Origin of the sequence: Dysgonomonas sp. BGC7, assembly GCF_001261735.1 — a bacterium.
In the GTDB taxonomy this organism is placed as follows: Bacteria; Bacteroidota; Bacteroidia; order Bacteroidales; family Dysgonomonadaceae; genus Dysgonomonas.
The window spans coordinates 220,941-243,801 of the sequence record NZ_CVRP01000001.1 but is presented as its reverse complement, the minus strand read 5'-3'; the positions used below and the strand labels follow the sequence as shown (position 1 = coordinate 243,801).

Below are 22,861 nucleotides of genomic sequence, written 5' to 3'. Positions count from 1 at the left end.
GATGAAAACGCTTTGTACCATACGGGATATTTATCGTTCGATAAGAGAGTTTGAAGAATATTTTCAGCAGAAACATGATCTGTCTCTAAATGAAGGTATGCTTTTGTGTAGCCTGAAAGAAAAGAAACTTTCTTCTTCTGAACTCGCCGAAGCTTTGGCTTTGAGTGGCTCCAATACATCGAAGGTTATAAAATCGGTAGAAAACAAAGGATTCATTGAGCGGGCATTAGGGAAAGAAGACAAACGTCAGATGTATTTTACCCTGACACAATTGGGCAATGATATTCTCAAAATGATAAAAAAAGAAGAAGGTGAGATTGCTAGTCTTCTGAAGCAGATAAAGACACTAACTTAATCAGATAGCAACAAATAATCCGGACATAGTCTCATTGCCTATGTCCGGAAACGTTGTTACAAGGTTGGGCTTGCTACCATACCAATTCACCTACATCGAACATGCTACCTTTAGTCGTATTCGGATGTACAGCAACAATAGTTCGTTGCTCTTTGAATGTACCAAAGTTTTTATAGACCTCTACCATAATCATAGCCGGACCTGCGACTTTCTGTATATTATCACCATAGTAGTTAGTCTGAATGCGGTAAGTACCCTTTACAGCTTTGTGTTGTATAAATTCACGAGGTCCATATCCTCCTGCAAAATCGGATGAAAACTGTCCTCCTGTACTGGTATTCATATTTCTGTAATCGCAAAGCTCACTATTAGGATCGGTGATATGCAGGTCGATATAAGAGTCGGCAAGATTCCAGCTGAGTATCACACGCACATCAGAGTCTACAGGTTTTACATATTTCCGGAAATCCTCCTTTACTTTAAGATCGGGATATCTGGCTACTAATCCATTTATGTCGGTAAAGAATATTTCTTGAACTCCTCTAAAAAGATTTGGAATATTAGCAGCATATTTACGGGTTATACCTTCAATCAGCATATCTAACCCTTCTTGCAGTTTACCTTCATCAACCAGCGAAAGTCCGTAGTCTCTATATGGTTGAGGTTCCATAGGACGCCATGCCAAAACTTTTTTGAACACATAGCTGGCTGCATGATGTTGTCCCATAGCCTTTAGCTTGTAACCAAGACCTTTGTATAGTTCATAGTTTTCCTGATCCAGTTCGGCTATGTTAGACAATATACGCAAAGCGATTTCTTTCTCATTCCTGTCGGCAAAGAACTGAGCAACATCGAAATAGAATTTAGTCGAAGTACGATACTCGTTCCTGCATTCCAGATAAGCAATATAGCTATCGTCCGCATTTTCTATCGTAGACAGATATTTCCTATTTTCAGCGACATGAGGTTTAAATACACTTGTAGGTATAGTATTATTCTCTGCTTGTTGTACATTTATTGAGATATCTTTATTACTTGCATCTGAAACAGCATCTTTAGATACCGATTTCTTTTCTTCTGCATTAGTAACAGATACTCCGGCAACTTTACCACTCAGTGCCGAACTCAATTCAGAAGAGTGAACAGACGATACACTTCCTGTAGCATGTGATTTTTTCTGTGTTCCATATCCAACGACTACCACCTCTTCTAAAATATCAGAATTATCTTCCATAACAAAAGAACTTTCTGTAACTTCATTGTCACTTACAATAGCAGGAGGGACAAACTTGTTATTATTCTTCACAGAGTTGTTTATTGGTCTTTCTTTTTTTACTACCGGAGTTTGCCAATTATACCATTTATCGAGACGTGCCAACAGATATTCAAGATTGAAAATAGATTGCTCAAAGCTATTCTTATTATTAGGAGTTCGTCCCCTTAGTTGATCATACTCAGCCCTCAATTCAGCCGGAGGGTCTATATTATAACGGATATAGTCACGAACTTCTTCAAGTACCATCAATGAAGTATTACGAGTAACAATACCATATCTCCGTCCTAACTCCTCTATCTCTTTTCTGTTTTTATCATACTCCATATCCAACTCATCAATCTTTTTGCCTGCCCATATACGGCTAAGGTCGAGTTTGTCGGTTGTTTTCCCTTTTATTTCTATAGTACGTTCAACTGTTACATCTCCACTATATCCAAACTGAAGGGTAATCGCCTGCCCGTAGTTGGCAACACAACCTGCAATCAGTATATTATTGGAAACGGCAGTAGGTATGGAGGGATAATACTCATTTGTATTCTGAGAAAGCAATAAAGCTCCATTATTTTCACTTCTACTCTCTTTTACTCCCAAAAATTTAAAAACCTGAGTGCTTAACAGGTCTACTGCCTGTCCTGTATCTAACACATTGAGATTAATAAATTCACCTTTCGACCTAGATGCAATACTTTTAAGTAAAGAGAAATTACTCTTAGGATTGGAGGCTATAGTATATACAGCCGATCTACCAATTTCTAATTCTTCACCTACATAATTGGCCAATCCATCACTAAAAAGAATGAATTCATCCGTTCTATATTTTTTTAGTTTCAATGGAGCATAATTAGTCGCACCATCGTAAATTGTAGCCCTCAGCCGCTTTTCCAAATTGCTCCAGTCTGTTCCGTTCACAGTATAATCTTTATCTTCTATTATATCGTTGCTGAAAGCAATCAGACGTACAGTTGCGGGCTGCACTTTAGTTATATAAGCGCCTAGCATTTCCAGCTCTTTTTTTAGATTACGGCTTTCGCAACTAAGTGATTGATCCCAAAGAATAGTTATATGTTTTGGTTGAGGCTTAACCCGTTTTTGTCCCTCTATCATTACATTAGCCAGAAAGTAATAACTATTGTTCAGCTTCTGTATACTAACTTCAGGTACATTCGAACTTTTCGGAATAACAATATTTATCGAGTTGTCAGGTATATAATCTTTAAAAGTTTTGCTTAGGCTATATGTTTGTTCAGCTTTTTCAAAAACAAACTGACTACTGTTTACTATCTTAGGAGGTAAAGCACTCTCTATAACATCAATATTGACAGTAAAGTCTTTTAACTTTTCTTTAAATGCAAGAGGAATGTTCATCTTCAGCATATTATCTTCTACTGTCAATTCCTCATTGAATCCTATAGAAACCGTACGAGTTCCACCCCTTGCTGCTATAGGATATATTCGTGTGCGAAAACTGTTTCCGTCTATTTTTTCCAATATACCCGGATCGACTTTTCTTCGTGATATGTCCTCGAATACAGTTGTAGCTTTTGCTTTTTCTACAGGAACAGCATTACGCATTTTCCCATTTATGTCGATAGCATAATTGTCTACAGCAATGCCTTCACCCAAAGGAAAAGTAAGATTTCCTTCCATCGTGCGATGAGATTTATTCTCAAACGTCATTGTCCATGTGGATGAAGCTACATTACCTACAATCTTGACATCTATTCGCAACTTTTGGAATACAACTGCATTATCTGCACTCGCTATAGAAGGCATCTGAGCGGATATAGTACCCGAACAGACTAAAGCTAACAAATACATAAAAAACTTTTTCATAGGAGTTATTGTTTGTGTGAATATTTAGAATCTACTTTACAAGTTATAGAGAATAATGCTCTATATATTCCATAATACAAATAAGATTAACATCATTTGAAATAATTACTCTATCTGTTTCGACAATCGAAATTTTAACTAAAACCTGACAAACCTTACAGGTTTTCATTCTATTTTCACCTTTCGTTTTACACTTTTCACGAATCATCGTTTTAACTAAAAAGTAACGAATGTAACGGTTTTCACTCTTCTTTCGTTTATTACTTTAATCATTACTACAAGAAATATATTTACCTTATAGATAAATCTTTACAAACAATAAAATAATTTCAGATGCAGATTTGTATTACTAACGAATAAGCTCTCTTATCCGAACTTTAACCCTATGACAATTGAAAATAAAAATACCCCTAAAGATTTAAAACATAATTTACATCTTTAGAGGTATAAAAATATAGCGGCCTAAGTTTCCTTAGTTCATTTATTGTACACCATAAGTTTTGGAAGGTGTATTACCCATCTCTATTTCCAATAGTCCGCCTACTGCAATATCTTTGAAATCAATATAATAACTATTGTAGGCTTTTCCATTCAATTTTATATTTTGTATATATTTATTCTCAGAGCTATTATTTTTAGCGATAATAGAAAAGACCTTACCATCTTTTACTTTTATTTCGGCCTTATCAATAAGAGGACTACCAAAAATATACTTACCTCCTGCCGGTTCTACCTGATAAAAACCCAGAGCAGAGAGTATATACCATGCTGACATCTGTCCGACATCTTCATTTCCGGACAATCCTGCCGGACTATCAGAATAGAATGAAGACATCACCTCCCGCACCTTATCTGCGGTTTTCCAAGGTTGACCAACATACGGATAAATATACAGAATGTGATGACTAGGCTCATTTCCATGAGCATATTGTCCGATTAATCCACTAATATCGGGAGAAGCTTCCTTACCCATATCTCCTTGTATGGTGAATAAGGAGTCCAGTTTATTGATAAAAATATCTTTACTTCCCATTAGATTAATAAGTCCCGGTATGTCGTGAGGCACAAGCCATGTGTATTGCCAAGCATTACCTTCGGTATAATCATCACCCATGTGGATAGAATGAATGGGATCGAAAGGTTCACGAAATTTCCCTTGTGAAGAAACTCCTCTCATAAAACGAGTTTGCGTATCGAAGTAGTACTTATAAGACATTGCCCGTTTACTGAAGTATTCATAGTCATCGTTTTTCTCCATCTTTTTTGCAATCTGAGCCAACGACCAGTCTGCTATGGCATATTCGAGCCCCTTAGCTACTGTCTCAAATGATTTATCCTTATCGTAAGGTATATATCCATACTTCTTAAGAAGATCGAGACTCCTGTCATCAAACATAGCAGACGCTTTCATTGCATCGTATGCCAGATTATAATCGAATCCGTCATAACCTTTCAGTATGGCATCAGCAACTACAGGAATAGCCGGATTACCAACCATACAATCTGTTTCGCACCCCATAAGATGCCATACAGGCAGCTTGCCTTGCTGGCTATATATATGAAGCATTGTATTTATTATATCCTTCATCTTTTCGGGGTGAATAATCGACATCAACGGATGTGCAGCCCTATAGGTATCCCACAAAGAAAAAGTAGTATAGTTGACAAATCCGTCGGAAGAGTGATTCTGTTGATCAGCACCATAATAGTCTCCATTTACATCACAAAACTCAGATGGAGCAATCATTGTATGATACAATGCTGTATAAAATGTACGCTTGACATGTATATCATTAGTTTCTATCTTCACTTTATTCAGTTCCTCATTCCATGCTTTATCGGCCTCGGCAACCGTTTGATCAAAATTCCAACCGGAGAGTTCTTGCTCCATGTTCAACTTAGCATTATCTATACTAACAGGAGACAAAGCTACTTTTACAAATACGGGTTCATTCTTCAGACTTTTAGACAAATGTACTTGGGCAAAAACACTATGCATTTCCTCTTTGCGAGTATCGCTTATCCGGGTGGTATCGAGTACCGAAAAACCCGTAATTGGTTTAGAAAAGACAGCTGTAAAATATACTCGTTGATCTTTAGCCCACCCCCTTGAATAACGGTATCCTGATACAACAGAGTCGTTCTCCTGAACAACATATCCTTTTGTTGGTGTATCCCAGCCTATGCCACGTTCCAAATCGATAATAATCCGGGCATCATCCGACTCGGGAAATGTATATTTATGAAAACCAACCCTCTTTGTAGCTGTCAGTTCTACATCTATACCGAATCTATCGAGATGAACAGCATAATATCCGGCTTTTGCAGTCTCCCGTTCGTGTGAGAAAAAAGAATACAGCCCGGTAGAAGGATCGGGTAAAGTACCTTTCTCTAATTTTACATCACCCAATACAGGCATCAGGCTTATATCTCCCAAATCGCCTATACCCGTTCCACTAAGGTGCATATGACCAAATCCTAATATTGTAGAATCGGAATAGTGATAACCCGAGCACCAATCCCAACCTGTACTCAGATTCGTAGGGCCTAGTTGAACCAATCCGAAAGGAACATTCGCTCCCATAAAAACATGCCCGTGATCTCCCGTACCGATGTATGGATCAACATACTGCGTGAGTTCGGCTAAATTGTTATTTTCGTTCTGTTGATTGGCACAAGAACAGAATAGTCCGCCGAGAAGAACCCCACACGTTAATATTTGTTTTAATATATTCATGATACAATGATTTAGTTATTTTACATTTAGTTTACCTTCAAGCCTAATATCGTCGGCTGAAGCTCCTATCAGAAGAGAGAAAGTGCCCGGCTCAACAATTCTCTCCATTTTTTCATTTATGATAGACAAATCGCTATTGGATAGAGAGAAAACAATATTTTTAGTTTCCCCTTTTTTCAGTTTAACTCGTTCGAAATGTTTTAATTGCTTTACAGGTTGTACCACAGAAGCAAATTCGTCTCTAATATAAAGTTGCACAACTTCATCGCCATCGTATAGCCCGGCATTTTTCACCTTTAAGGACACTGTATATCCACTTTCACCTTTTTCTGTTATCTTCAGATCTTTATATTCGAATGAAGAATAGCTTAATCCATAACCAAACGTATATAAAGGTTTAGATGTGATTTCAACATAATTATGTCCCCACGGATTTTTACGATTGTAATATACAGGAATCTGTCCTACCGATCTCGGCACTGATATAGGTAATCGTCCTGCCGGATTGTAATCTCCGAAAAGAACATCGGCAATCGCTAAACCGCCTTCTTGCCCCGGATACCATGCTGTAAGTAATGCCTGAGCATTATCAGCCGCCCAATTCATATTCAAAGGACGTCCTTGTATATAAATAACGATCATAGGTTTACCTGTTTCTTTGATAGCCTTGAGGAGTTCCTCTTGCTTTCCCAGCAAATCAAGAGTTGATCTGTCAAAACCTTCCCCACTCTCCATATCAGAGACACTTTCTTCGGACGCAACAGCAGCTCCTGTCTCAATATATTTAGTCTTAAAGTCGCGAGCACTGGAGCCTCCAACCACAACAATAGCTATATCGGCACGCTTAGCAGCTGCAACAGCCTCGTCTATAGAAAGGTTAGCAGTATCGCGTATGGCACATCCTTTTACATACTCTATACGACTATTTTGCGTTTTACTCTTCAAGCCATCCAGCACAGTTTTAATATTTTTTGTTTCTTGTGGAGCAGTATAGTCTCCCAGCATATTGTATATATTATCTGCATTGGGGCCAATTAAGGCGATCTTTACCTTCTTGGATAAAGGAAGAGTACCATTCTCATTCTTTAATAAAACAATAGATTCCTGTGCTACCTTGCGGGCTAATGTAACATGTGAGTCATTTCGAACTTCTGTTGCCGCTTTTTTACTATCTACATAAGGATTGTCGAACAACCCCATTTCAAATTTGAGACGAAGAATACGACAGACTGCAGTATCAATCACAGCTTCCTGTACTTTGCCTTCACGAACTGCATCTATCAATTGCAGATATGCTTTTCCTCCCAAATCGGCATCGAGTCCGGCATTAATAGCCAAGGTGGAAGCTTCTTTCACAGACGAAGCGACAGCATGATTTTCATGAATGCCTTCTATACTACCAAGATCGGAAACAGAAAATCCTCTGAATTTCCAATCATCACGCAATATATCTGTCAATAGGTATTTATTTGATGTACACGGCACTCCATCTATAGAATTATAGGCCGTCATTATAGATAAAGCTCCTGCTTCGATTGCCTTCTTGAAAGGGGGTAAAAAATTATCCAAAAGTTCGCGTGGGCCGACAGTAGCTGTATTCCCATTATGCCCTCCTTCGGGTATACCATAAGCGGTGAAGTGTTTCAGAGTGGCAATGGTAGCAAATTGATCTCTAATATTTCCTTTTCCAGTACCTCTCACTATAGCAGCTCCTATCTCGGCAGTAAGTACAGGATCTTCTCCAAAGCTCTCTTCTACCCGAGACCAGCGTGGATCACGAGACAGATCGAGTACAGGCCCGTAGCTTATATGTCCTCCCTGCAAACGTATCTCTTTAGATATAGCTTCTCCCATCTTCTCTACAAGGGAAGGATTCCACGTTGCAGCCTGTCCTATCCCCGAAGGAAACACCGTAGTGCCTATAGCCATATGCCCATGAGGAGCCTCTTCGGCCAAGAAGACAGGTATTCCCAAGCGGGTATTTTCCATAACATAACGCTGCAAAACATTTCCTGCTTCTGCTGCCTGAGCCGGAGTTAAACCATTCTCAAGTGTTTTTTTAGTCCAAGGATCAGCTCTGTAGGTAGCCCATAGCATACCAATATGTTGTTTGCTTACATATTCTTCAAACTTGGCAGAATGTGTTATCTTACCTTCTTTTTTCTCATACATTTCCCATCCCAAAGGACAGAGAAGCTGTCCTATTTTTTCTTCCAGAGTCATAAGCCTCAACAGGTCTTTAGTACGTTCTTCTACACTTAATGTAGGATCTTTGTACTTGAAAGATTGTTGTGCCGAGAGAGATGAAATACTAAAAAAAAGAATACAAAAAAGATATATAGTCGTTTTCATGAGATTATTTTATAAGTAGTAAGTCCGTTAATAAGCAAACCAGCTATCGGGTATATCTTTAGGTTCGGAACCATTGAAACTATACTGAAGTCTTAAGGTAAAGCCTCCACCACCTTCCACAAAGTTGAGTTGGAAAGCGTTATATCCTTTTGCTAAAGCAGCCTGCCCACTTTTTTCGATAGCAGAATGCAATCCATCATTATCTACAACAACTTTATTGTTGATGCTAAGTACACCTCCATCGTCGCAAGTAAGGAAAAAGGTATAGATGCCTGTTTCAGGCACATTGATATATCCTGCGTATTTCAGGGCAAAAGCTGATGTTACAAAATCTTTTGGAACAGTAATAGATGCGACTTGTTGCTCTTTATCCCATTGTTCTTTAATTTCTGTCGTACCTTTTACAAGACCATCATAGAAACGACACAACAAACCTTGCTTCACCTCTGTTGCATTAAGCTTTATAGCTTTTGGCATCGAAACTCTTCTGTAATTAACGGTATAAATATCTCCTTTTGAGCCGGCAGGGCTAAACAATGCAAACTTTAACTGTATAGGTTCGGTTATTTTGATAGGGGAATCAAGTATAGAGGAGTGCAGGCTAGGAACACTACCGTCGGTCGTATAACGCACTTGCATCTCAGGAAGAGGATTTTTAACATTGAAGAAAGCCTCCTTTGTAAATACACTTTCCATAGCAAAGCCAGATAGATCGGGAAGGCGATACTTAATTCCTAATTTATCGAAAACAGGAAAATGAGTTATGAGACGCTGACTATAACTATCATACAAGTTCTGATTAGTCCATACTCGTTCAGACAATGCGGTCAGACGAGGAAAAAGAAGAAAGTCGGCTCTGTTCTCTGACGGAATCTGTTCTGTCCAAAGATTAGCTTGTGCACCCTGTATAAGATGAGATTTTTCGGCAGGTACATTTTCATAAACAACATTCATATTGTAAATGCTATGTAGCGAACTTTTATCGGGAGCATAATCAAAATAGAGAGGGTTAGTAGGAGACATAATCACTTTATTGTTATTCAATGCCGCTTTTCGGGGAGAATCACCTACCCATCCACGCCAATACATAACAGTAGCATCAGAATTAATTCCACCATCTAATGCCTCATCCCAAACAAGAATTTCTTTTCCTTTCGAACGAGCTATATCTTGTACCCGATGAACAAAGTAGCTTTGTAGCTTCTCAACATCAGTAATATTTTCTTCCTGCATTAGCTTTTTACACAATTCTGACTCTTTCCATGTTATTTTATCTACCTCATCGGCTCCAATATGGATATATCGGGACGGAAATATTGCTGCAACTTCGTCCAGTATATTTTCTATAAATGTATAAACACCTTCTTTGCATGGACATATAGGTGTAGAAAATAACTCGCCCCACCCTATTTTCCCATCAGTAAGTTCGGGATAGGTAGATATTGCCGCCATCATATGTCCGGGCATATCTATTTCGGGTATAACTTCTATATGGCGTGCTGCGGCATACTGTATTAAATCGCGAAGTTGATCTTGAGTATAATATCCACCATATAGATCCTTCTCTCCTTTTTTTATAATATAACGAGAGTCGATCTCAAAGTCCGGATTGCTTTTCGCCAAATTCATACATATAGAATCCTGATTATTGTATGTGCGCCATGCGCCTTTACCGGTGAGCTCCGGATATTTTTTTATTTCTATTCTCCATCCTTGATCATCGGTGAGATGAATATGTAGTTTATTCATCTTGTAAAATGCCAGCCTGTCGATATGTTTCTTCAAATATTCGATAGAAAAAAAATGGCGTGAAACATCTATCATAGACCCTCGCCAATCGAAAGCTGGATAGTCGGATATATACATTGAAGGAATAGTTAGCCCACCTTCGCTGTTTCCCGATATTTCAAGTAATTGCCGAAGGGTTTGTATACCATAGAACATTCCTTTGGTATCAGCAGCCGATAATTGTATCTGAGCCGGCATTATGTCTAACTCATATCCTTCGCTTTTGGCAATCTTGTCAGAATAAGTAATAACAATGCGATTATCACCTTCTTTAGCAGACAGACCTTGTCCGACAAGAGAGTTTATTAAAGACTGCAAATAAGCTGCTTCTTGCCAAAACAAACCTCTATCCTGCAGCACCAATTGTGTCTTTGATGATAGAGTAAAAGCTCCTGTTCTTACCTCTACATTTTGAGGATAAGGGATTAAGGGAATATCTTTTTCCGCATTCTGAGCTGAAATAATACTACTAACTAATAGAAAAAAAGAGAATATAATTGTTTTATTATTCATTATGGCTTAATTATACCTAGTTCTACAATATTGTATTTATCCCCATCATTAGTCAATTCGAGAGCTTCGAATTTAATAAACCGAGCTTTAGTTTCTTTGTCGAAAAAGACATCCTGTCGTATTGGATTATTCCTTAAATTATTAAACAATGAATTTGATTTCAATTTAATCCAACTTTTATTATCATCGCTAACATAAAAATTGTATCGTGAAACATTGGCTGCACCCACTGAGTTTTGCGGAATATAGAAAAAGCCTTTAAACTCAACCCTCTCTCCCAAATCGACGATAACAGGGTATTGTATAGCCAGAGATATAGGGTCATCATCTTTTCCATCAATTATTCTACCAACATTCTCCAATGCAGGCGAAAATACAGACCATTTAGCTGTCGATATACCTCCATGAATATCTATTGATTCTTTTAGACCGGAGGAAAAATTGAGAGCATTGTATATTTCCAGATTATTAATAATAGGGCACGCAAAAGAATTTGTTATATTAATTTTTATTCCAGAAGTAGTTATTGACGGAAAACATAAGATACGTTTATAACCGATTGTAGTTCCATCGGATAAGAATTTCCAAGAATTGGTATCATCATCCCAATATTCAATATTAAAACGGGCTATTCTCTGTCCAAGAGGAATATACTCTTGTAAAAGAATTCTGTTGAAAGTACGGGATGAAGCAAATTGCAACTCTATAGATGCAGTGGTAATATCATCATCGGTAGTCCAATAACTATCATAATTTCCATCCAGAATATTATCGGGAGAATAACTTTTAGAATCTCCCCGAACAGAGCTGGCAGAAACAGCTCCTTTTGCAAGATTCGTTTCGAACGATTTGTCCAAAGCGTTTCTAAATTCCATTAAACGGGTAGAATCGTTGGGGTGAATACGTCCTCTTCTGTCAGGCGGTACATTAAGTAATAGGTTTGCATTTCGTCCTGCCGAGGCGTAATAAATGTCTAAGAGTTTTTCGAGAGACTTCACCTTATCATTTGTAGACGGGCTAAAGAACCATCCCGGACGGATAGATGTATTTGCTTCAGCGGGCACCCATTTTTCACCATGTGTATTTCCTATATTTAATGTATCGAGAGGAGGCGATTTTCTTCCGGCTTCGAATCCTTCTACATTCAATCTCGACCAGTTGGTTTCGCTCATATAGCCTTCTTCATTGCCAACCCATCGACATCCGGGACCTATATCACTGAATATAATTGCATCCCGCTGTTTTTTATACACAGTATTATTAAACAGTTCCCAGTCATAAATCTGTTTTTTACCATTATGACCTTCTCCATTAGCACCATCAAACCATTGCTCAAACACATCTCCGTAATTACTCAGCACTTCATCCAATGTATTGACAAATGTTTGATTATACACAGGGGTTCCATAATCAGGATGGTTCTGATCCCAAGGAGAAAGATATACGCCAAATTTAAGTCCATATTCTTTACATGCATCCGAAAGTTCTCTGAGCAAATCGCCCTTACCTTCTTTCCAAGGACTTTCACGTACTGTATGTGTACTATATTTACTAGGCCAAAGACAAAAACCATCGTGATGTTTTGCTGTTATTATTATCCCCTTCATACCGGCAGCCTTTGCTGTTGCAGCCCATTGGCGACAATCTAAATCGGAAGGGTTAAAAACCTTAGGATTTTCTTTCCCATCCCCCCACTCTACATCAGTAAATGTATTAGGCCCAAAATGAATGAACATATAGTATTCCATCTTCTGCCATTCGAGCTGAGCAGGAGAAGGTATTGCTCCATATGGGTTGGGAGGAAGAGTACTACTACATGAAGATAGCAGTAGTAAAAAAACAGAGTAAAATAAAATTGAAATATGTCTCATGTCTATTTATTTTAATTTATTCAGAACAGGGGTTTTCACTGTTTTCACTTCACTTTTCAACTCACTATTGATCTGCTCAAATATTACAATCTTATTGCTCCCCTTATTAAGCCAGACTCCGGGAATAAACAGGGTTTGTTGTGGGCCTACATGCCAATAACGCCCGATATTAATGCCGTTGATGAACACAATGCCTTTTCCCCAATTTTCCATATCAAGGAATGTATCTCCGACTTCGGACAAGTCGAAAACTCCTTCATAAATAATAGGTTTCCCTTGTAACTGTTTCGTTTTAGCAGGTACATTAAACACATCATTCTTTTTTATATTATCTAAATCAGGAGCTTCCTGCATTGGCAATGTGTACATTTCCCAGTTGCCTTCGATCTCTATATTATTAATCTTTACAGGGCTTATTATACCTTTTTTATTGTTTACTATTTCAGGTCCATAATTGATGCGCCCCATATTTTCAACAAGGATTTCTAAGGTAGAGTTGAACGGGACATCAATCTCCATAGTATAATTATTATAGTACCTGTTCAGTTCTCCTACTTTCTCTCCATTGATATAGACAACAGCATAGTCACGCAATCCTGATACATCAAGAGTGCCGCTGATAGGCTGGTTAAACTTACGAGAATATAAAACATATCCGTATCCCTGATTCAGTTGTTCGAATGTAAGAGGAGTAGTGCTCTGAACACTTTTCTGCTTTTCGAGAATACTCAATACATCACCAACTCTTGTTAGCTTTATCGATGGTATCTCTATTGTAGAGAAAGGTGCCGGTATATCCGGAATATCATATTGAGCATATTTTTTAATCACAGCACGCAACGAATCAAACTTAGGTGTTGCCCACCCCGCCTCGCTTATAGGGGCATCGTAATCGTAGCTGGTAAGATCTGGTTGTATATCATGTTTTTTATCGTAATTGGCTCCACTGGTAAATCCCCAATTTGTACCTCCATGAGCCATATAGAGATTGAATGAAATATCATTTTTCAGATATTCCTCTGTTTGTCGGGCAATATTAGAAGCATCTATAGCCGGATGTGGTTCTGCCCAATGTGCAAGCCATCCCGGATAAAATTCTGCTACCATATAAGGCCCTTTATTGCCATGATACTGATCAACTGCTTTTTTCAGATTTAGAATATTACCTTCTCCATTAGCCGTTGGTAATACTCCATCTATAGCTCCGCCTTCGAATAACCATGTTCCATCCGAGGTAAACAATGGGACATTGAATCCAGCTCTAACTAACTGGTCTTTTATTTTTGCATTATAACTACGATGCTCATTTAGAGGAATGTCTTTCCTTTGTGATACATAAGAGCCAAACTCATTTTCCACCTGTACCATAATTACAGGACCACCATTAGTTATCTGTAAGTGTCCTATTTCTTTAAATAAACGATTAATATAAATTTCTGTACGTTTCAGAAACTCCGGATTATCTCTGCGAAGCTCCATACCGGATATGTTTTGCAACCACCATGGATAACCTCCAAATTCCCATTCGGCACAGGCATAGGGCCCCGGGCGCAAGACAACAAGTAAGCCTTCTTCTCCTGCAATCTTAATATACTCTGCCAGATTTTTATCCCCTTCAAAGTCCCATTGTTCGGGTAAAATTTCATGATGATTCCAAAATACATATGTGGCAACGCTGTTCAACCCCATTGCCTTCAACATTTGCATACGATGACGCCAGTATTGATGGGGTATTCTGCTATAATGCATTTCACCCGAATGAATTTGGATTGCCTTACCATCATATAGGAAATTGCCTTGTTTTATTTCAAATGTGTGTTTATTTTGAGCTACACCATCGAAAGAGAGAAAAGCAGAGAAGAAAAATAGTAAATAAAAAGCACTTTTAAACTTCATGTTATATATCTTATAATTAATCACTTATTTCAGTTACTTTAACAATTATCGGGGTTGACGTTTTTTTTTCGTTCACATAAGGATAGATATTGAAAGTCAAGCGTTCTTGTTTTTTAGATGAAGAGGTATATTTGAAGTTTATTTTCCCTCTTCCTTTCGGCGCTAGTTTGCCCGGATTAGTAAACGTTATATTGGAATGATTACCTTCTACAATAAAGGTAAGATTCATTTCTTTTTCTGTATTATTGGCATAGAACATGCCTATTTCTTTGCTTTCGCCTCTTTTCACAGAACCAAAAGTAAGTACCTTGAGACTAGAATGAAGTCCACTTCCTAGATTGTATGGATGGTCTTCTTCTACCGGACGCAAGGAAGGAACTACTGTTCCTTTTACCCATATACGGGTATAGTTTTTCGCATTATTAGAAAAAACAACTATTTCTTTAGAAAAAAAGCCGGGACGATTTGCAGGATTATATGTTACTGTCACTTTTCCTGTACTACCTGGTTTGATAGGTTCTTTAGTATAGTCTGTCGAGGTACAACCACAACCGCTATGAGTACCACCTATTACAACAGGAACTTTACTGGTATTGGTAAAAATAAATGTATGGGATACTTTTCCATCCTTCTCTTGTATTTCTCCAAAGTCGTGGATACGCTTATCATATGAGAGTTGAGATGATGGAGTTTGTGCAAAAAGATTTGCACTGAAAAAAAACATTAGAAATAGATATAAAAAATTGTTTTTCATGAAATACTAATGTTATAGTAAAAAAAGAGGCGGTTTTCGGTTTAGAAGGAAACCGCCTCTTTGATAGACCAAATAAATCTTTATCTACATCTGATTCTCAGTATAAAGATTGAACAAAACTGAAAATTTATTATGACTCTAAAAGAGTCTTGAATATCTTATTATCAATAGAGTTACCTATTATTGATAACATTCGTTTTTCTCATCCTTAAGCCACTTCACATAACTGCTCTTATTGTATGGCTGATAAACATCATCTTCTTTCGGAGAACGCCAAGTATCAGACCAATCTATATCATAGCCATTCCCTGTAGCATCATGGAAAATAGCTCCTGATGTTTCATTCATTTTCCAATAAGCAACAAGCCCTTCTGTCTTAGGATCGAGACCGCACATTCCAAGCTGAATTTCACTTGATACGAGAGCTTTCTTCCATAGCTTAATCTCAGAAATTCTACCTCTTACTCGCTGAGAAGAAGTATAGCCAGCCCAAGACATTCCTATTTCAAATTTAGTGAATTTAAATGATTTATCTCCGCCATTGATTTCGTTATCCTTTACCCCGTCAACATACATTGTATATCTGCTTCCATCGAAAGTTAAAGAGACAGTATACCATCTATTAGGCGAGAATAAGGTTTTGGAAGGAATACTACCGGCAGGAGAAACCCATTGCAACTGATCCCCATCCATACCAGATTCTCCAAAACGGAGCATATTTTGTCCATTTACACCACCCCAGTTACATAAACGTCTGATTCTACCCGGCTTGCTTTCGGTAAGATATACTTTTATTTCACAGGTAAATTGAGGAAGATCAATAGGAGTAAATCCTTGTTTTGATTTTTCAAACAAAAATTCACTGTACAAATTATTATCCGAAACATCCAATGAACTGAACATTATTTTGCGAGAAACTTTCAGAAATACAGTCTTAGAAGAATTTAGCGCTTCCAGACTTCCTCCCGATATGTTCTTAACCGATACAGGAACAACATACGTACGTCCATCTACCCAATCTTCTGTAGAAATAATCTGAGCTCTGGCACCTGTAGATGCAGCCTTTCCAGCATAAATGGTATCGTGATTTTCCAATAATTTCACAGATGACTCGGGCACAGCAAAATAAGTAGTCTTATTCTTCTGATTATACTCTTCGAGTGCAGCATTATCTATCTCATAATAAACAATTGCATTCTCTGTCAATTTTCGTGTAGAAGAAGTAGTTACAGTATGAGATGATGGTGTATCGTCTAACTGGAACTGAACAAAAGGTTCCCTCTCGGTACCTGTAAACATCAGATAGTTTTTGTTAGGATCAAATTTATCATCTCCTGTACAAGAGCCTAAGATGGCTACGAGACATAAGAGAATAATATATATATTTTTAGTTTTCATATTAATTTACCATTTAAAGTGAATATTAATGAGCTGCAGGATTCATTATTTGAATAGATTGACGGAATTCATTATAAGGAATACCCGATGCAGAATAGTAATTCCTTCCTAAGAAGAAAACACCACAGCCACCTTTACGACCTGTTGCCGGCTGCCACCTTGCATAGTCAAGGAGTTTGCCTCCATCAGCATAGAAAACACCAAATGACTCGCAATAGATCATATTCTCGTAAGGAAAACCAGATGGATGATAAATACCACCGGTCTGATTAGAATAAGACTGGCTGACAAAATAGTCGCAATAAGGTATTATATCTGTTGGCGGAACATGACTAAAAAAGTCAACTATAAGCAGTTTACTCGGATCTGGACTCTTTGGCCCGAAATATTTGGCCAGTTCTTTTATTAACCTTGACAAATCGGGAGATTCCCAGCCTTCCCAGTCTACGTCTACACCATCAAGACCCGGTTCTAGTACCTGATTTACAATCCATTTTGCATATGCAGCCATCATTTCATCGTTAAGATTGTTACGATTATTCCCCATATCATATTCTTTTCCATCAACAGTAAACTTATGTCTGTAGTGAGAAGCATCAGCATGCATTACAAAGCGAGTACCTTTCTTCTCTTGACAAAACTTCATATCCTGATAGGCTAGAGGATGTGTACTTGCTGTGGGTATTCCCATCCATAGATTTACGATATCAATACTATCAGGCAATCCCATTATACGTTCGCCCCAAGAAGACGGATATTTTGTTCCTTCTACACCTTCTACAGGAGACCACGCTTCATAATACGCATAACTAATCTGATGGTCAGATTTTTTGTATTCACGCAAAGCAGCATAATACTCTTCGCTATACGTATATGGCTTCTGTATTTCTAAAGTCTCGACATCGGTATCGCAACTGACAAAAGCTAATGCTGCCACCGTAACTGCGATTAAATATATAATTCTAAATTTCATAATATTCATTTTTAATTTTTGAATTACTTTTTGTCCCACCATAGTTTAGTACCTCCATTGTCGGCACCTCCAAGTTTAGCTATACCAGATTGTACTCCTGCTTCGTTCTTATTATACTCCGATTGTGGGTATGGAATACGACGAACCTGAATATCTGTATTAATAGTACCGTTACTTCTATTACTTACTACAGGAAATAGCTTAGGATATCCGGTGCGGCGAAATTCAGCCCAACCTTCCGGTCCATTAGGAAACATAGCAATCCATTTTTGTGTAATAATACGTTCCAGCTTCTTTTCATTAGTATCTGTTTCAGACCATTTTATAGCAATAGTACTAGGGGCAACCATTCCGTTCGAACCTTTAGCATTATCTACATAAGCCGCAGGAGTGGCAGAACTGGCAATATAAGTAGTAGCTGCTCCGGCTCCTGTTTCTTCGAAAGAAACAGCAATACCTTTCTCATAAAAGTCTTGGGCAGTGCCTCCCATACTCCAGCCACGTATAGCTCCCTCTGCTCGAAGAAAATATGATTCAGCAGCACTCATCCAAACTATTTCTGTAGAGCTCTGATCCATATTGAAGCTCGAGATTTTGTTTCCTACATAATCACCCCAGCTTGTTGTAACAATACCTAAACGTACGCCATGATATCCTCCATCCGAAACAGCAGGAGTAAAGTATCTAGCACGACGCGGATCTGCATATCCATTCATATAAGCATCCATACTGGCATTCATTCTAGCTTCTCCGGCATTAAAGTCTTTTATCTCCCACAATGGGTGATAATAGATAAGATCTGACGAATGCTTCAGACTTGCTTTTTCATTAGATGCAGTAATCACTCCAATAGGATTATTTATTGACTTTTCAGCCTCTCTTTGAGCTAGAGTAGCATCTGCATATACTACACGCATTGCTAAACGAAGTCTTAAAGTATTAGCAAACTTCACCCATTTTGTAGCATCACCCTGGTACACATAATCGAAGTCTTCCATGATTTTGACTCCCGGATTACCTATTACATAAGCAGTCAATTCATCTATTGATTTATCCAACTCCTCGAAGAATTTTTTATAGACATCTTCTAACGAATCGTATCCGCTCTGTAATTCACCTCCTCCAAAGTTAACGTAAGGGATAGGACCATATGTATCTGCAACTCTATGCATTCCTGCAACTTTAACAACTGTGGCCAAAGCAGCTATATGAGGAAGTCCTTGATCTTTAGAAATTTTCGAAACTGATTGCCATGCAGGCATAACATATACAAATGGTTTTTCGAACATCTGAGCAATCCAGCCTGTCTGAAATGCATACGATCCATTATGTACACCACCGAGCCATGTTCCTGTTGGAGCTACATATCCGGCATAAAGATCGGAAGAAAGCCCTTGAGCAACCTGATAGTCACTACTTGCATTTACTCCATCTTTAAATATTACTACATTTCGTTGCATTTGAGAAAAGAAGGCTCCTGTCTTAAGGTTGTCCAAAGACATCTGATATTCACTTGCCTGATGTTTGTTCTCATTATAATCCATATATGAGTCAGTACATCCCATGGTAAACGTGCCAACAATAACGCTTGTGGTTATCAGTTTAGCATATTTATATAATCTATTTGTTAACATAATCATATTTATTAGAATTGAAGTTTAACAGAAAATCCAAGATTGCGAAGGCTTGGCTGCATAAAATAGTCTATCCCTTGGAAATATGTTCCTGTACTGGCTGTTACTTCCGGATCGTAAGGTGCTTTTCTATACAAGAAGAATAAGTTTCGACCGATAAACGACACATTCAATCCCTTAATAACATTTGTCCATTTGCTGACAGGCACATCATAGCCCAAAGTAAGTTCTCCCAATCGTACGTTAGTTGCACTATATGTATACATAGAAGCAGCTCCACCATTAGGTGCACCAATTGTTTGATAGTAATCTTTAGCAGGAATACGGTAACCGTTAACCAAAGCACCTCCGGCATCACGAGCATCAGCTGTCGTTTTAGATACTCCATAATAATCAAGAAGAGCTTGTGTATTAGATACCACAACACCACCTACACGGGCTGACACTAAGAAACTTAAAGAAATACCATTCCAACCAAAATCTCCACCCCATCCAAGGTTGTATTTTGGAGCAGCGTTACCGGCATAGATAAACTTGTTAGACTCTGCCACAACTTTATTGGATAGAGGATCGACATAGATAACACCATGTTCGTCTGTTCTTATCGAACTTACATATATATCGCCCATTGATCCACCTTCTTTGAGAGAGATACGATAGTTACCTGTTCCGGCCATATCGAATGATGGTAATGTAATATCATCTCCATTTACAGGATTTTTTGTATTCTCGTCAATTAATTTAACTATCTTATTCTGATTCAATGAATAAGTAAGATAAGTACTCCATGAGAATTTGCCTATCTTATCTCCATATCTGGCAGAAAGTTCAATCCCACGATTGTCGATCTTTCCTGCATTCAGGAAGATACTTGTATATCCAGAAGTGGCAGCTAGAGGCACATCAAATATCTGATTGTAGGTACTTGATTTGTATAATGTAGCGTCTACCTTTAGTTTATTTTTGAAAAGGCCAAAATTAGCTCCTATTTCCCATGCTTTTGTACGCTCAGGATTCAAATAAGGGTTATGCAGCCTTGTTTGAGTATATGGTGTACCATCTGCCACAAGATAAGTTGGAATAGTAATATGATACAACGGTTCATTTCCCACTTCAGAGTAAGAAACACGCAATTTCATATATGGCATCACCCATGTGTCGATCTTGAACATTTCTGTTATAATTCCAGACAAACCGACAGAAGGGTAAAAGAACGAAGAGTTATTAGTATTAGCTAGTGTCGATGGCCAGTCGTTACGGGCTGTAACATCCAAATACGCCATACTCTTATAACCTAATTGCATACTGGCAAAAACAGATTGTTTTTGTTTAATGTAACCAGTCTGAATCGCCTCAGCAGTTGATCTCGCCACATTGCTATATGAAAACATATTAGGTACTTTAGCGAGTTTACCTCCATACAGATCGCGATCGAAGCGAATATCATCAATACTTGCTCCAATATTGGCAATCAGATTTAGTTTATCTTCTAAGAAATAACGGTCTATATTCAACAATGCTTCTCCATACATCTGACGGCTAGTAACATTATCTAACGAATAGTATCCGGTTTTAGAAGCAAATAGATTGTTTGTTGATGCATTAAATTTCTTTTCAGATTTCTCATTTGACTGATCCAATTTGAAACGTCCCGACAGGTTGATTCCCTTTGTGAGTTCGTATTTCAAGGATGCTGTAGTCATATGACGGTTCTTTTTGTTTTGGAACAGCTCTCTATCTGTTACCCAATAAGGATTTTGAAGTCCCATACCGTCATCGTAATCCCAATACTGTACAGGGAAGTTTCTCGATGCATCGTATCTTTCAAATGCTTTTACTTTCTGAAAATCTTCTCCTGCAGGGAAAAGATAAACAGGAACAATCGGGTTGTGATATTCACCCTGAGCAACCATGTTTTCTTCCTTAATATTACTCAATGTATACTGCAAATCGAGAATCAATTTATCATTCAAGAATTTAGTCGTATTACGGAATGTAAAATTAATTCTGTTGTAGTCATTATTCCTGATAATTCCTTCCGCCATCATATTACCAACAGAAACATAAGTCTGATTCTTATCTGTTCCCGTAGATAGATTCAACGAGTTAGTCAAGGAATATCCTGTCTGGAAGAAATCTTTTGGAGAATAAGAATAAGGTGTAGCGCTTTTATCACCCCAGCTATAAAAATCTCCTGCACTAGATGTTCCGTAAGTATTTTGGAAATCAGGCAATACCAAAGCTTCAGAGAAGGTGGTACTATTAGAGAAGTTGATAGAAGTCTTTCCTTCTTGACCTTTCTTTGTAGTTACCATAACAACCCCGTTAGCAGCAGCACTACCATACAATGCAGCAGCAGAGGCTCCACTAAGTACCGAAATACTTTCAATATCGTCAGGGTTAATGTTCGCAAGAGCATCTCCGGACTGTCCTGCTCCGGAAAAACGATCTGTGATTTCACCTCTTTCTACGTTAAACATAGGCACTCCGTCTATCACATACAAGGCATTATTACTTCCCGATATAGATTTTGTACCACGCATTACCACACGTGAAGCACTACCTACCCCGGAAGAGGCACTGTTGATTGTCACCCCGGCTATTTTTCCGCTAAGACTATTGATAAAGTTGGCATCCGGCACTTTAGTAACCTCACTGGCACTAATCTGTTGCACATTATAAGACAATGATTTTGCTTCTTTTTTGATACCCAAAGCTGTAACAACGACTTCATCCATCAAATGTGTATTTTCAGCCATTGTTATCTTTAGTGGATTAGCATCAGCAACTCTGATGTTTTGTGTTGTATATCCTACATAAGAGAATTCCAACCTGTTGCCGACAGAAGCTTTCAATGAAAATTTACCATCAATATCAGTCACAGTTCCATGTGTTGTTCCCTGTACTTTTACGCTCACCCCTATTAGAGGTTCTCCACTTGCATCAATAACAGTTCCCGTAACGGTAACCGGAATGTCAGCTTTCACATCTTTTCCTTTTTCTCTTTTCGCCAATATAATATGATTGTCTTTAAAAGAATAAGTCAAATCTAGCGGTGACAGTATTTGTTTCAATACGTTACCTACTTCCTCGTTTTGCACATTTATAGATATGCTTTTAGCTAGATCAAGGTCATTAACATTGTACACAATAGACAATTGTGTTTGCTTTTTGATTTCCTGTAAAATATCTGTAACAGGAGTGTCTTTAAAATTTAAATTGACACGGGCCGTTTGGGCAAAAACGGAAGTCGTCAAACCCGACAAAACAAGTAAGAGAAGGAATAGCCTTCCTCTCAGGCATTTCGATGCCTTACTACAACAAACAGCAATTTTGTCTGTTGGTTTTTCCATAGTTTTCATCATTTAATTCAATACTTTAATAAATAATAGTTTAGAATAAAGGAATTTGCTGTCTCTTTTTTGTGTACAGCATTAGAGTAGAAATTCAATGTTTCATACAATTGGTTTTTAATGGATTG

Annotated in this window: 12 protein-coding genes; 1 reads left to right on the top strand and 11 read right to left on the bottom strand. The window is 38.0% G+C overall.

All coding sequences use genetic code 11. The features are described from left to right. Position 1: 1 nt before the first annotated feature. The gene (locus BGC7_RS00980; protein ID WP_050699676.1) at positions 2–355 is read left to right on the top strand and encodes a MarR family winged helix-turn-helix transcriptional regulator; all 354 of its coding nucleotides are present in this window, start codon (positions 2–4) and stop codon (positions 353–355) included. 73 nt (positions 356–428) lie between these two features. On the opposite strand, the gene BGC7_RS18270 is transcribed toward BGC7_RS00980, so the two are convergent. The 11 genes from BGC7_RS18270 to BGC7_RS00925 form a co-directional block, all read right to left on the bottom strand. Then, positions 429–3,464, bottom strand: a complete 3,036-nt coding sequence (locus BGC7_RS18270; RefSeq protein ID WP_082206393.1) for a VIT domain-containing protein — start codon at positions 3,462–3,464, stop codon at positions 429–431. 481 nt (positions 3,465–3,945) lie between these two features. Then, positions 3,946–6,201, bottom strand: a complete 2,256-nt coding sequence (locus BGC7_RS00970) for a GH92 family glycosyl hydrolase (RefSeq protein ID WP_050699674.1) — start codon at positions 6,199–6,201, stop codon at positions 3,946–3,948. Positions 6,202–6,216: 15 nt separating this feature from the next. Continuing rightward, positions 6,217–8,553: a glycoside hydrolase family 3 N-terminal domain-containing protein gene (locus BGC7_RS00965; protein WP_050699673.1), complete on the bottom strand. Its 2,337-nt coding sequence runs from the start codon at positions 8,551–8,553 to the stop codon at positions 6,217–6,219. A gap of 27 nt (positions 8,554–8,580) precedes the next feature. Further along, complete coding sequence (locus BGC7_RS00960; protein ID WP_050699672.1) at positions 8,581–10,854, bottom strand: family 20 glycosylhydrolase; 2,274 nt, start codon at positions 10,852–10,854, stop codon at positions 8,581–8,583. After that, positions 10,854–12,725 carry an alpha-L-fucosidase gene (locus tag BGC7_RS00955; RefSeq protein WP_050699671.1) on the bottom strand — a complete coding sequence of 624 codons (1,872 nt, stop codon included), beginning with the start codon at positions 12,723–12,725 and terminating at the stop codon, positions 10,854–10,856. The genes BGC7_RS00960 and BGC7_RS00955 overlap by 1 nt, the downstream gene beginning before the upstream one ends. A 6-nt stretch (positions 12,726–12,731) precedes the next feature. Beyond that, positions 12,732–14,621 (bottom strand): beta-galactosidase, encoded by a 1,890-nt coding sequence (locus tag BGC7_RS00950; protein WP_050699771.1) that lies wholly within the window; start codon positions 14,619–14,621, stop codon positions 12,732–12,734. Positions 14,622–14,637: 16 nt separating this feature from the next. Continuing rightward, positions 14,638–15,345: a DUF1573 domain-containing protein gene (locus tag BGC7_RS00945; RefSeq protein WP_157258608.1), complete on the bottom strand. Its 708-nt coding sequence runs from the start codon at positions 15,343–15,345 to the stop codon at positions 14,638–14,640. 210 nt (positions 15,346–15,555) lie between these two features. Beyond that, entirely contained in the window at positions 15,556–16,773 is a 1,218-nt protein-coding gene (locus BGC7_RS00940) for a BT_3987 domain-containing protein (RefSeq protein ID WP_050699669.1), read from the bottom strand. Positions 16,774–16,798: 25 nt separating this feature from the next. After that, positions 16,799–17,746, bottom strand: a complete 948-nt coding sequence (locus BGC7_RS00935) for an endo-beta-N-acetylglucosaminidase family protein (RefSeq protein WP_050699770.1) — start codon at positions 17,744–17,746, stop codon at positions 16,799–16,801. 23 nt (positions 17,747–17,769) lie between these two features. Continuing rightward, positions 17,770–19,380 (bottom strand): RagB/SusD family nutrient uptake outer membrane protein, encoded by a 1,611-nt coding sequence (locus BGC7_RS00930; protein WP_050699769.1) that lies wholly within the window; start codon positions 19,378–19,380, stop codon positions 17,770–17,772. Positions 19,381–19,391: 11 nt separating this feature from the next. After that, positions 19,392–22,733, bottom strand: a complete 3,342-nt coding sequence (locus BGC7_RS00925; protein WP_242034403.1) for a SusC/RagA family TonB-linked outer membrane protein — start codon at positions 22,731–22,733, stop codon at positions 19,392–19,394. Between the last annotated feature and the right edge of the window lie 128 nt (positions 22,734–22,861).

What these genes read in the sequence shown, in the direction of transcription:
- BGC7_RS00930 (WP_050699769.1), bottom strand. Translation starts at nt 19,380, where the DNA reads ATGTTAACAAATAGATTATATAAATATGCTAAACTGATAACCACAAGC.
- BGC7_RS18270 (WP_082206393.1), bottom strand. Translation starts at nt 3,464, where the DNA reads ATGAAAAAGTTTTTTATGTATTTGTTAGCTTTAGTCTGTTCGGGTACT.
- BGC7_RS00945 (WP_157258608.1), bottom strand. Translation starts at nt 15,345, where the DNA reads ATGTTTTTTTTCAGTGCAAATCTTTTTGCACAAACTCCATCATCTCAA.
- BGC7_RS00925 (WP_242034403.1), bottom strand. Translation starts at nt 22,733, where the DNA reads ATGGAAAAACCAACAGACAAAATTGCTGTTTGTTGTAGTAAGGCATCG.
- BGC7_RS00965 (WP_050699673.1), bottom strand. Translation starts at nt 8,553, where the DNA reads ATGAAAACGACTATATATCTTTTTTGTATTCTTTTTTTTAGTATTTCA.
- BGC7_RS00940 (WP_050699669.1), bottom strand. Translation starts at nt 16,773, where the DNA reads ATGAAAACTAAAAATATATATATTATTCTCTTATGTCTCGTAGCCATC.
- BGC7_RS00935 (WP_050699770.1), bottom strand. Translation starts at nt 17,746, where the DNA reads ATGAAATTTAGAATTATATATTTAATCGCAGTTACGGTGGCAGCATTA.
- BGC7_RS00960 (WP_050699672.1), bottom strand. Translation starts at nt 10,854, where the DNA reads ATGAATAATAAAACAATTATATTCTCTTTTTTTCTATTAGTTAGTAGT.
- BGC7_RS00955 (WP_050699671.1), bottom strand. Translation starts at nt 12,725, where the DNA reads ATGAGACATATTTCAATTTTATTTTACTCTGTTTTTTTACTACTGCTA.
- BGC7_RS00970 (WP_050699674.1), bottom strand. Translation starts at nt 6,201, where the DNA reads ATGAATATATTAAAACAAATATTAACGTGTGGGGTTCTTCTCGGCGGA.
- BGC7_RS00980 (WP_050699676.1), top strand. Translation starts at nt 2, where the DNA reads ATGAAAACGCTTTGTACCATACGGGATATTTATCGTTCGATAAGAGAG.
- BGC7_RS00950 (WP_050699771.1), bottom strand. Translation starts at nt 14,621, where the DNA reads ATGAAGTTTAAAAGTGCTTTTTATTTACTATTTTTCTTCTCTGCTTTT.